Source organism: Vicinamibacterales bacterium, assembly GCA_036012125.1.
GTDB lineage: Bacteria > Acidobacteriota > Vicinamibacteria > Vicinamibacterales > UBA823 > UBA11600.
In genome coordinates, this window is record DASCOS010000018.1 from 1 (window position 1) to 11395 (window position 11395).

The 11395-nt window shown below is 57.0% G+C and carries 9 protein-coding genes; 4 read left to right on the plus strand and 5 right to left on the minus strand.

Features of this window, described 5'->3' with window-relative positions:
• The coding region (locus QGH09_07000) for a DUF6152 family protein (GenBank protein HJO17928.1) at positions 1-412 on the plus strand (412 nt) is incomplete at its 5' end.
• 44 nt (positions 413-456) lie between these two features.
• Here the strand turns inward: QGH09_07000 and QGH09_07005 are convergent.
• The gene (locus QGH09_07005) at positions 457-1251 is read right to left on the minus strand and encodes a peptidase E (GenBank protein HJO17929.1); all 795 of its coding nucleotides are present in this window, start codon (positions 1249-1251) and stop codon (positions 457-459) included.
• A 62-nt stretch (positions 1252-1313) separates the two neighbouring features.
• Positions 1314-2855, minus strand: a complete 1542-nt coding sequence (locus QGH09_07010) for a VCBS repeat-containing protein (protein ID HJO17930.1) — start codon at positions 2853-2855, stop codon at positions 1314-1316.
• A gap of 107 nt (positions 2856-2962) precedes the next feature.
• On the opposite strand from QGH09_07010, the gene QGH09_07015 reads away from it, so the two are divergent.
• Positions 2963-3256, plus strand: coding sequence for a hypothetical protein (locus QGH09_07015; protein HJO17931.1), 294 nt, complete (start codon positions 2963-2965; stop codon positions 3254-3256).
• Positions 3257-3262: 6 nt separating this feature from the next.
• Here QGH09_07015 and QGH09_07020 read toward each other — a convergent pair whose 3' ends face one another.
• Positions 3263-4240 carry a hypothetical protein gene (locus QGH09_07020; protein ID HJO17932.1) on the minus strand — a complete coding sequence of 326 codons (978 nt, stop codon included), beginning with the start codon at positions 4238-4240 and terminating at the stop codon, positions 3263-3265.
• A gap of 288 nt (positions 4241-4528) precedes the next feature.
• On the opposite strand from QGH09_07020, the gene QGH09_07025 reads away from it, so the two are divergent.
• The gene (locus QGH09_07025) at positions 4529-6700 is read left to right on the plus strand and encodes a carboxypeptidase-like regulatory domain-containing protein (GenBank protein ID HJO17933.1); all 2172 of its coding nucleotides are present in this window, start codon (positions 4529-4531) and stop codon (positions 6698-6700) included.
• A 155-nt stretch (positions 6701-6855) separates the two neighbouring features.
• Here QGH09_07025 and QGH09_07030 read toward each other — a convergent pair whose 3' ends face one another.
• On the minus strand, positions 6856-10020 hold the full coding sequence (locus QGH09_07030; protein HJO17934.1) for a hypothetical protein: 3165 nt from the start codon (positions 10018-10020) through the stop codon (positions 6856-6858).
• A gap of 18 nt (positions 10021-10038) precedes the next feature.
• Positions 10039-10737: a class I SAM-dependent methyltransferase gene (locus tag QGH09_07035; protein ID HJO17935.1), complete on the minus strand. Its 699-nt coding sequence runs from the start codon at positions 10735-10737 to the stop codon at positions 10039-10041.
• A gap of 141 nt (positions 10738-10878) precedes the next feature.
• Between QGH09_07035 and QGH09_07040 the strand changes: the two genes are divergently transcribed.
• A complete protein-coding gene (locus tag QGH09_07040) occupies positions 10879-11325 on the plus strand; it encodes a tetratricopeptide repeat protein (protein ID HJO17936.1) in 447 nt (148 codons plus the stop codon).
• Positions 11326-11395: the final 70 nt, after the last annotated feature.

Below are 11395 nucleotides of genomic sequence, written 5' to 3' on the forward strand. Positions count from 1 at the left end.
GGGGTTACACATGAAAACCAGAGGGTTCACGATCGTCGCTTGTGTCGGACTGCTGCTGGCCACCGTGCCAGTGGTTGCCCATCATTCCTTTTCTGCTGAGTTTGATGCTAATGCTCCGGTCGAAGTGACGGGGGCGGTCCAGAAAATTGAATGGCTCAATCCTCACGTCTGGTTCTTTGTGGTCGTAGAGGACGATGAGGGTACCGTTACGAACTGGGCCATGGAAATGGGTAGTCCAAATCAACTCGTAAGGGCCGGGTGGACACGGAGCACGATGAGCATTGGTGACGTCGTTACAGTGCGAGGGAGTCGCGCTCGGGACGGAAGCGATACTGCGAGCACCAGGTATGTGGTTCTGGCCAACAGCGGAGAGAGACTGTTCACGGCCTCGAGCCAAAGACTGCCAGGGTAACCTGCCGTATAGGTTTCCCGGTTTCGCACCTGCTGGTCATTCACTTACTCGATCATTTCTGCTTCGAGTTCTCTCTCGACAACCTCTTCTCCTTGGAGACTCACGTAGTAGACCTTGGCCTCCGCTCTGGTGTGTACGACTCTCGCAACCTCATTGTCCTCAAAATAGATTCCTGCGTTGTTGTCGCAGGCATATCCAGGTTTCATTTCACCTGACTTGATCATACGGTGGTAAGTCGGTCGGCGATTTGCTTCACCGTCATAGTGAGGGGAATGGCTTCCTTTAAGGAACCCGAGACATTTAACCACGGTCAGTTCCTTGGGTCGGGAATCTGTCGTGCCTTCTTCGAACCAACAAAGGGACCCGGCGCTTGCGCCACCAAGCACGATCCCACGGTCCCAGGCCTCTCGAAGGACCTCATCGATTCCGTGGGCCTTCCAGATCACCTGCTGGTTTAGCGTATTGCCGCCTGAGACAACGATGCCATCCACCGACAGCAGAACCTCTGCAAACGTTTGATTCATACGGTTGCTGTTGATGAAGCTAACCTGTACTGATGGAATGACATTTAATGGTGCACAGTTGGCATACCATCTGACGATTCCCGACTCTCGATCAGCCGACGCGGTCGGTAAATAACAGAGCTTTGGTCGCTCCTTACCGGTGAGAGACGCCATGTAGCGGATGAAAGATGTGCCGTAGCCTCCACCAGCAATCAAAATCTTTCGGTTGCTGGATTGTGAGGATGTGTCGGGTCGTGAGGCAGCTAGAGAAAGATCTACTGAGCTCAAACCGACCGCTCCTAATGTCGTTGATGCGAGGAATTCTCGTCTTTCCATATTGTCCGTTCCTTATGTTTATTGAAGAATGATGTTTACGATCCTCGTATTTCTTGGCAATACTAGTCAACAATGCGTCCAGACTCGTCGATACGCAACGTGAGAATGGAGCCACTGAACATTACGGGGGAGATGTTTGCGACCGTCCCGGTATGTCGCTTGCCGGCTCCCACGACTGTTACCGCCACATCCACCGGATTCCCATTCCTCAGACCAAAATGGAGCGGCAGGTCAGATTGTGCGTCATAGCTCGAGCCCGTGTCGACCAAGCGCGTTCCTAGTAGTTGATCGGTGCCCGCAGTGTATACCCTAACTTCCGTACCCGGACGGGTGGCGTGGCCTTCGGCGTCTAATACTCGGACTTGCAGCGATTGGCGTCCGGAGACTCTAGGGAGTAGGTTCTCCATGAGATAGTGCATCGCGTCTTCGGCGGCGCCTGTGAGGGCTAGGTCGAGGTCGCCGTCCAGGTCGAAGTCAACCCAAGTGGCTCCGTGGCTCGCGTTTAACTGCAGCAATTCGGATGGGGTGACGTCCACGAACGTCGTATTTTCTTCCTGGTGATAAAGCCAATCACGGTATTGAGTGCCGCCCGTGACGGTACCGTTTACATACAAATCCAAGCCGCCATCGTTGTCAAAATCTCCCCATGCGCAGGTGTCGTAACGTGCATCAATCGCAAGGTTTGGAGCACCGCTGGTGTCAGCCCAAGCGCTTGGGCCCGACGCATACAAGAGAGCGTTCGGACCGTAGTTCGCAAAAGAAAGGTCGAACCAGCCGTCCGTGTTCACATCGGCGGCGCACACCCGTACGCTTCCTTGCGATGGGTCTCCGAGCATCCGTCCCCCGGCTTCCATAGGCTGTCCGGCTGCGGTGTCTGTGAATTTTCCGCCGTTATTTTGCCAATGGCCGTTTGCATCCCCATCCATGTTAGCAGTGACTAAGTCCAGGTCTCCGTCTTGATCGGTGTCGAACCAGACCGCCCCAACGGTACGCCGAACATCACCGATACCACTTTCTAGAGTGATGTCAGTAAAGCTCTCGCTAGCATCGTTCCGGAACAGCCGATTAGCTCGGTCCCTTAAAGCGAGGAAAAGATCGAGGTCTCCATCAGCGTCATAGTCTACCCATGACGCCTGTCGAGTGGTCCCCTCTGGCAACTCCAATCCAACCAGCCCGGCCACGTTTGTGAAGCCGGTGTTTCTATCGTTACGATAAAGGGCTGTGACGGGCGCTTCTCCTGCGAACCCGAGCAGCAAATCAGGGTCCCCATCATTGTCGAAGTCACCCCAAGCGGCTGTTCGGACGCTGCGGGTAACATTGAGCCCCATCTCAATCGCAATATCAACGTAGCCATTTCCACGGTCATTGCGATATAGGCGACTAGCAGCACCGTTAAAACCAACGAATCGGTCGGGGTCACCGTCACCGTCAATGTCAGCCCAAGCATCCGTGAGGGCACCACTATCCTTAAAGAGTTCGGGTTGAACTGGCCGAAAATGAACATCAACCGTGCTGGATGTTGTTGGTTCTGGTGCTTGGCCACTGCAAGACGGAATGCTCCAAATCGCTACGAGTGAAACGGCTATCACTATTGAGTGTCGCATGGGTCAACCCTTCATAATCGTGCTTACTGGGACTGCCGATTCCGCGAAGCAAAGCTCATACAGTCACGGCCCTCGCACAATTATGCATCAGAGACCGCTCGATTGCTGTGTTGAACTGCCAGCCGCTCCGCGCTAGGCTACCATCAAATGAAACCACCACTCTTGTCCACGGATGGCGTGCCGCGGAAAACCTCGGTATTGTGACGCACGAGTTAGCCCATTCGTTAGGCTATGGCCATCCAAGCGGCAGAGAGCAGTTTCCGGATAGCATCATGGGAAACTATATGGATGGCGGCTACGGGATTTCTGCGGCAGACGAATTACATGGCAGAATTGTGTATAAGCGACCAAATGGCAGTTTGACGCCCGACCGCGATCCGGCTGGCACCACCATTAATTGATACGAGTTACGGTGTGGTCGTTAGATTGGTTTTGTTAGTCCAGAAAATATCGAATGCCCCAAAACTGCTGTCCGATCGATCCGAAAACCACGTCAGTGTGCCCCCACCCGGTGGTAACGCCGGGCACATGTCGGCCGAAGACGTGTTGACTCGTGGTCCGAGGTTCACCGCGGGAGCCCACGTATTTGGTCCGAGTTGTTCTGCGCTATACAGGTCCAATCCGCCAAAGCCGCCCGGTCGGTTCGACGTGAAGTACACGACCCCAGTGGCATCTTGCGTAAAATGGAACTCGTTTGCGGCGGTATTAATGTTCGGTCCTTGATTCACGGGGTCTTGCCAGGTGCCAGTGGCGTCCTGCTGGGCGCACCAGATATCGGATTGGCCATACCCACCAGCTCGCGCCGACGCAAAACACAGACTTTGTCCATCTTGCAGCAGCATAGGGCAGTGTTCATTTCCTTCGTCGGTGCTGATGGGCGCGGGCAACAGTTCCGGTGTGGACCAGACGCCATTGACGAGGTGGGTTACGAATAGATCATTGTTATTGCGAGGTGTTGTGGTGGCCGTTCGGTCGGACTTGAAATAGATGGTCTGTCCATCACCGGTGATCCAGGGTTCGCGATCATCGCCCTTGCGCAGTGGATCCACGTCAGTCGCGGGCGGCGCGTTGACTGGTTCACCCATGTTGACAGGTTCATTCCAACTCCCGGTCTCTTGATTGAAGGTCGCAATGTACAGGTCCTTCGGATCGCCAGCCGCTGCGTCCAAATCTGCTCGGGCACTGCAGTAGACCATCGTGCCATCGTCGGCAAACGTGAGCTCACCCTCGTCCCACATCGTGTTGATCGGTTCACCAAAGTTATGGACCGCAAGCTGCACCCAATCCTGTTGTCCTGCCCAAGCGGTGTTTGACCCGCTGACGGCGAACAGTGTTATCACGCTGCAAACACACACTCCGAGTGGTCCGACCTTTGTTGTCATCATAGTTCCCCCATTTTACCTGTTTCTTGAGCCCTTCCAACCGCGTTGAACCTGCGGCCCAGTCAGCGGTAAACTCTAGCCACCCATTACAATCGTCGGCGGCGTTGGAGGAACACTATGACCTGTCGCCCCTTGAGTGCTGAAGACGACTCAGTCCATGATGTTTTCAGAGACGTCAGCGCTTGGTTTCGTGTAGACCGGTCGAAATAGATCAAAAACGCGAGTCCTAAATTGCCAAATCAAAGAGTGTGAGTGAGCGGCGACAGGTAGCTAGGGAAGGGAGCAAGGCACATGACGAGGACAACAGAACCGCCAAGAATCGTGGATGTGAGTACCGCGTGCTTCATCGCAGTGTTGCTTGCAGGAATGAGTGGCTGTCAACAACCTGACAACGCGATTCAGATTGATAACGATGACATCGGCGGAATTGTGAGTGGTCCAAATGGACCCGAAGCTGGTGTTTGGGTCATCGCAGAAACCACCGACCTGCCGACTAGGCTCAACAAGATTGTTGTCACGGACGCTGACGGGCGTTACGTTATTCCGGACCTGCCGAGTGCGAACTACACCGTGTGGGTTCGTGGATATGGTCTGGTTGATTCGCCCAAAGTCCAGGTGGCTCCCGGTGCCATTCAACATCTGGACGCCGTACCGGCACCCGACCCGCATTCCGCGGCGCATTACTATCCGGCTGGCTACTGGTTCTCATTGCTCCAAGTACCAGGCGAAGAGGAGTTCCCAGGTACAGGACCCGAGGGAAACGGTCTCTCGCCAAACATGGCAAGTCGAGCTGAATGGTTGCGAAATTTGAAATCTGGTGGCTGCATGGCATGTCACCAGTTGGGTAATCAGCCTATACGTGAGATCCCCGAGGAACTCGGCGACTTTGAGTCTTCGGTGGCTGCGTGGGACCGACGCATCGAATCTGGTCAGGCGGGTGGGAGTATGAGCAACGGGCTCAATCGAATGGGACGGCGACGAACCCTCGAGATTTTCGCCGACTGGACTGATCGGATTGCGGCTGGCGAAGTGCCTGAGGCACCACGCCGCCCGCAAGGTGTGGAGCGCAATATCGTGATTACGCAGTGGGACTGGGCTGACCCGAAGGCTTACCTGCACGACGAGGTGTCCACCGACAAACGGGACCCCACCGTGAACGCGAACGGTCCCATTTATGGCGCCTTGGAATTCAGTGCGGATTACGTGCCAATCCTGAACCCTGTCGAGCACGCGTCGAGTCAAGTGACCCTGCCGGTCCGAGACCCGGATACGCCCGTGGCTTCGGGTCCACCACTACAGGCATCACCCTACTGGGGTGACGAAGCAATCTGGACGAGTCGCGCCAATGCACATAACCCGATGCTCGACCATCGGGGAAGACTCTGGCTCACTTCACGAGTCCGCCCGAGGGAAAATCCCGCTTTCTGTCGGGACGGCTCGGACCATCCTTCGGCGAAGCAGTTCCCAGTCACGGGTTCCGGCCGACATCTCGCGATGTACGATCCGGAAACGGAGGAATACTCGCTCATCAGTACGTGCTTCAGCACGCACCACTTGGTGTTTGCCGAGGATGATGATCACACGCTATGGACGAGTGGTGGTGGCCAGGTGATCGGTTGGTTAAATACGAAGATGTTCGACGAGACTGGTGATGAGCAGCAGGCGCAAGGTTGGACAGCACTCGTTCTTGACACCAATGGGAATGGCAAACGAGACGCCTATGTGGAGTCCGATGAAGCATCTGATCCCAGCAAGGATACGCGCGTCCGTTCTGGCTACTACGGCGTTGCGGTAAGTCCGATTGACGGCACAATTTGGGGCTCCTCGTTGGGATTTCCAGGGGCCATTTTACGACTTGACCCTGGCCCTGACCCGGCAGCGACTGCACTCATAGAAGTCTACATGCCCCCATGGAATAACCCAGACGTGCCGGTCCAGGGTTACTCACCGCGCGGCATGGACATCGACCGCAACGGTGTTGCGTGGACTCCCCTTGCCAGCGGGCATATGGCCAGTTTCGACCGTAGTAAGTGTACGGAACCGCTCAATGGTCCCGTCGCGACTGGTCAACACTGCCCGGAAGGATGGACTCTTTATCCAGAGCCGCTGCCGCAACTCAAAGGGTTGGCGGATTCAGGAAGTGCCGAGTCGAGTTACTACACGTGGGTGGACCAGTTTGATACGTTGGGCTTGGGTGCAAACGTGCCGATCAATACGGGGAATGGGTCTGAAGGGCTACTGGCCCTGAAGGACGGGGAATGGGTTGTTATGCGGGTTCCTTACCCGCTTGGGTTTTATACCAAGTGGATGGATGGTCGGATTGATGACCCGAATGCCGGTTGGAAAGGGAAGGGGCTCTGGGCGACCTACAGTAGCCGAACACCGTTCCACCTTGAAGGTGGGAAAGGCACCACGAGCAAGGTCGTGAAATTTCAGTTGCGACCCGACCCGTTGGCACGCTGAAGTCCGTCGGCGAGGGAAGCATGATCTATCGAGTGACGGCGCGCTTGAAACCTGAGACAGCTGCTGAGTTACGTCGACGACTGGACGACGGCTCCATCGCAGCTCAGCAGCCCGTCTGCCCAAGACGCTGTTGTAGTCACTCGACGGGCGGTCGACTACCGCCGCGCGTCCGCCTCCTGACTGACGATGATGGCTGACACGCCCTTGCTTCGCACTAACTCGTTGAATCGGGGCAATTCCGTGGCCAGCGTCACCTCAACCTGTTCGAGCAGCTCCGCAAGACCGGGCTGAATATCCGCAAACCGCTCCTGGACTCCGGCGGAGGGACGCCGGTCGGCCTCGGCTACGCTGTTGTAGAGTGCGACGAATTGATTATCCAGCCGGCCTGGAAAATTGAGAGCGTCCTGACCCCCTTCACCCTCTAGTTGGGTCAACTCGCTCTCTATCGCTGTGAGCTGCTCACTCAACACCACAGCGGCAGCACTTACATCATCACCGTAGCCGGCCCGCTCCACCCGCTCGCCAATTTCGGTTGCCTGCGACTTAACCTCACGCAGTCGATGCAACTCTGCGTAGAGACCGGCGATGCGAAGCCCCACCGCCTGCGCCAGGTCCAGTTGCTCCAAGTACTCCGCCTGCGTCGTCTCCAAGCGAGGGTCGCCCCGCACCTCAAACGACTGCGTGTCGCTCCAGTCACCAACCGTCGCCCGCACTTGATACCGGCCCGGCACGACGCGCGGCGCACCCTGGGACTGGCCCCACATGACGATCCCCTCCGGAATCTTGAACAGTGATTCATAGCGTGCATTCCACGACACCCTATTCAAGCCGGTGCTCAACGTCACAGCGCCTAGCCCGTCGTCAGCTTCCCCGCCTTCGGCCCGACCCATGTAACTGCGCACCACTTGCCCTGCGCCATCGAGGATGTCGATCGCCACCTCACCGTCTGGCGTCTCGTCCAGATACAGAAAGATGGACGCTGGACCGACACCACTGCGGTACGCATCGGCCGGCTTAAACAGGTGCGTACGGTCGACTGAGGCACCGGGCTCGAGCTGCCGGAGCAAGGCAAGATCGTCAAGCACCCAGAAGGCGCGTCCCTGGGTCGCAACAACGAGGTTGCCCCGATGCACCGCTAGGTCGGTCACCGGCGTCACCGGCAAGTTCAGTTGCAACAGTTGCCAGTTCGCACCGTTATCGAAGGAAACGTAGAGCCCGAACTCGCCGCCGGCATAGAGCAGGCCACGGCGCTCCGGGTCCTCCCGCACGACGCGCACGAACTGATCGGCCGGAATACCGTTTACCCCATCGGTGAGGCGCACCCAAGTGGTGCCGTAGTCGTTCGTCTGAAAGATGTAAGGCGTAAAGTCGTCCTGGCGATAACGATAGACGGCCACGTGCGCTCGTCCCGCATCATGAGCCGACAGATCAATCACATTGACGACGCCAAATTCTGGCATCCCCGGCGGCGTAATTTCGGTCCACCTGTCACCGCCATCCCGGGAGAGGTGGATGCGCCCGTCGTCCGAACCGGCCCACAACAATCCAGCCGCATGTGGCGACTCTTCGAACGCGAAGATCGTGCCATAGACCTCGACACCGGTATTGTCACGTGTAATACCACGACCACCAGAATAGCCTTGCTTCGTCACATCGTTACGGGTCAGATCTGGACTGATGACCTCCCAGCGGTGTCCCCGATCGCGCGTACGATGCACGACCTGTGAGGTGTGATAGACAACATCCGGATCGTGCGGGGAGATCCGGATCGGTGCGTTCCACTGGAACCGGTAGGTCATGTCAGCCGCGCGCTGACCGGTCTGCGAATCCGGATAGGCCCGGATATTCTCGCGAATTCGCGTGCGAACGTTCATCCGGGTAATGGTGCCGCCGTAGCTCCCAGCAAAAACAATATCCTGGTCTCTCGGGTCCACTGCGATGTGCCCGCTCTCGCCGCCACCCACCGAATAGAAGTTGCCGGAGCCCCAGCTCGAGACCGACACGGTGCTGTTGTCCTGCTGGGCGCCGTAGACGCGGTACGGAAACTGATCGTCGACTGTGACGCGGTAGATTTCGGCGGTCGGTTGATTCGTCTGAGTCGACCAAGCCTGCCCACCGGTGAACGACACGTTCGCGCCGCCATCGTTCGCATTGATCATCACCGCCGAATCATCGGGATTTATCCACAAGTCATGGTTGTCCCCATGCGGCACGTTGATCCGTTCATAAGTGCGGCCACCATCCGTAGACTTATAAAGCGCAGTATTGAGTGCGTAAACCGTATCTGAATCGTTCGGATCGGCGTAGATGTGAATGTAATACCAAGCACGCTGCAATAACATTCGCTCGCGATTAATGCGCTGCCAAGTGTCACCTGCGTCATCCGAACGATACATTCCGCCTTGACCGTCGGCTGCCTCGATAAGTGCCCAGACCCGATCTGGGTTCGCTGGGGATACTGCCACTGCCGTCTTTCCCATCATGCCGTGTGTTGGTAGCCCGCCCTCGAGCCGGACCCAAGTGTCACCACCGTCGGTCGTTTTGTAGACCCCGCCGTCCGTACTGCCGCTGTCGATCGTCCAAGGAGTGCGCCGCGCCGCCCACATGCCAGCGTAAAGCACTCGAGGATTTGATGGGTCCATCGACAGATCGACGGTACCCGTCTGGTCACTCACCGACAGGACGTGCTCCCACGACTCTCCACCGTCCTTCGACCGGAAGACACCGCGGGCCTCACTTGGACCGAAGAGGTTGCCAAGCACCGCAACGTATACCAAATCATGGTTCGTCGGATGTACCCGGATTTTCCCGATCTGACCGGCCTCGGGCAGACCAGCGTGCCGCCACGTCTTACCAGCGTCCCTCGAACGGTACATCCCGACGCCGGGTGACGCATTGCCACGGGGGCAGGCCGAACCGGTCCCGACGTAGATGACATTCACATCGGATTCCGCAACGGCGATCGCCCCGACCGACCCAGCCTCAAACGCCCCATCGGAAACGGGTTCCCACGACTGGCCAGCGTCGGCCGTCTTCCACACGCCACCACCGGTCGACCCGAAATAGTAGACAAGGGGCAGCCCTCGGACACCGGTCACCGCCGTCGACCGTCCGCCGCGCGAGAAATCAAGTTGACGATACTCGAGACTGTTGAACAACGCCGGGTCGACCGTGACATGAAGCATATCCTCTGGTGGAGGCGACTGAGCACCAAGTGGAACGGGCACAGCGAACACGCTCCCCACCACGACGAGGACTGCCAGAAGAGTCCCGTTTAACTTCTTGACCATTAATGACGATGTAAATGATGAGCAAGACATGCGCACACTCCCTAGTAGTTATGCAACATCAGCTGTAATGACCGTCCACATTGCATCTCGCCAAACACAATCTATTCCAACGAACCCGGCGTCCTGTAGTAATTTGAAGTGAACGGCCAGAGGCGTGTGGTGGTCGTGGGCCTTCGAGTGGTCCATCATGCTTTGAACCTCTGTTTCCGTACAGTTTCCTGGTGCTTGCATGAAATCGAGCAAACTCTTCCACATCAGGGTATCGTTCACATCGGTACCACCGCTGAGTTGATCAGCAAATCGAAAAGTGCCTCCGGATTTTATCGACTCGCGCACGCGACGAAACAACGTCGCCTTATCTTCAACGTGATGAAGACTAAAAGAAGACACGACCAAATCGAATTGCCCGAGCCCCATCCTGTAATCCTCAAACCATTCTGTCACGAACGTCGCGCGATGGGCCACATCCGGAAATGCTTCTTGTAGGCGTATCCGAGTCAACTCCACCATCTTCTGTGCCGCATCAACAAAGGTGAAGGCACAATCGGGCGCATGCCTGACGAGCGGCAACGATAACCCTCCAGAACCGCACCCAAGTTCAAGCGCAGTTCGTGGCTGCTTGGGTAAATAATCAATTAATGTTTGGATCATTTGATCATAGCGAGGTACGGAGCGATGAATCAGGGAGTCGTACTCGAAGCCCATCGAACCGAAATAGTCTGAAGCCGTCTTTGGAGAATCGCTCATCTAACCCACTTTATTGCACGTGTGCTTTCTAACCAAGTCTGGAACCTTGGTCTTAGCAGTGCCCCCAATCGCGTTGAACCAGCCCCTGGTCAGCGGTAAACTCTAGGTCTCCAGTAGTATCGTTGACGTTTGAGGGATGCGATGACCGGTCGTCAAGAAACTTACCTCGTCTTTGCCATCGTACTGGCATCATCTTTGGCCTACTGGCTCGCCGTTTCAAGTACGCCGAGCGGTGCGCCGCAAGACCCGGTGTTAGAGGCAATCACCAATCAAAATCTCCCCACGGTGCGCGCACACGCAGAGCTCGCGGCCATACAGGCAGCGGTGGATGCGGCTCGAAGGTATCAAAGGGCGGCTGAGCAGGGGTCGGTCGACGCACAGATGACCCTCGGTGGTCTCTACGTTGCGGGTGAGGGCGTAGCTAAGGACGATGCTGAGGCGGCGCGGTGGTATCGCCGGGCGGCCGAACAAGGGCATGTCGAGGCGCAGGTGACTCTCGGTGATTTCTACGCGGCAGGGCGGCGTGCCCCGCTCCACCTACCACGCAGATGTTCTGCTTGTCGCGGCTCATGCAACACAGCCTACTGAGGCTTGCGTGGTGTCAGGCGAACCGTCAGGTTGGGTCGGGTCACACCCAACGAGAGTCGTTCGGGCGGAA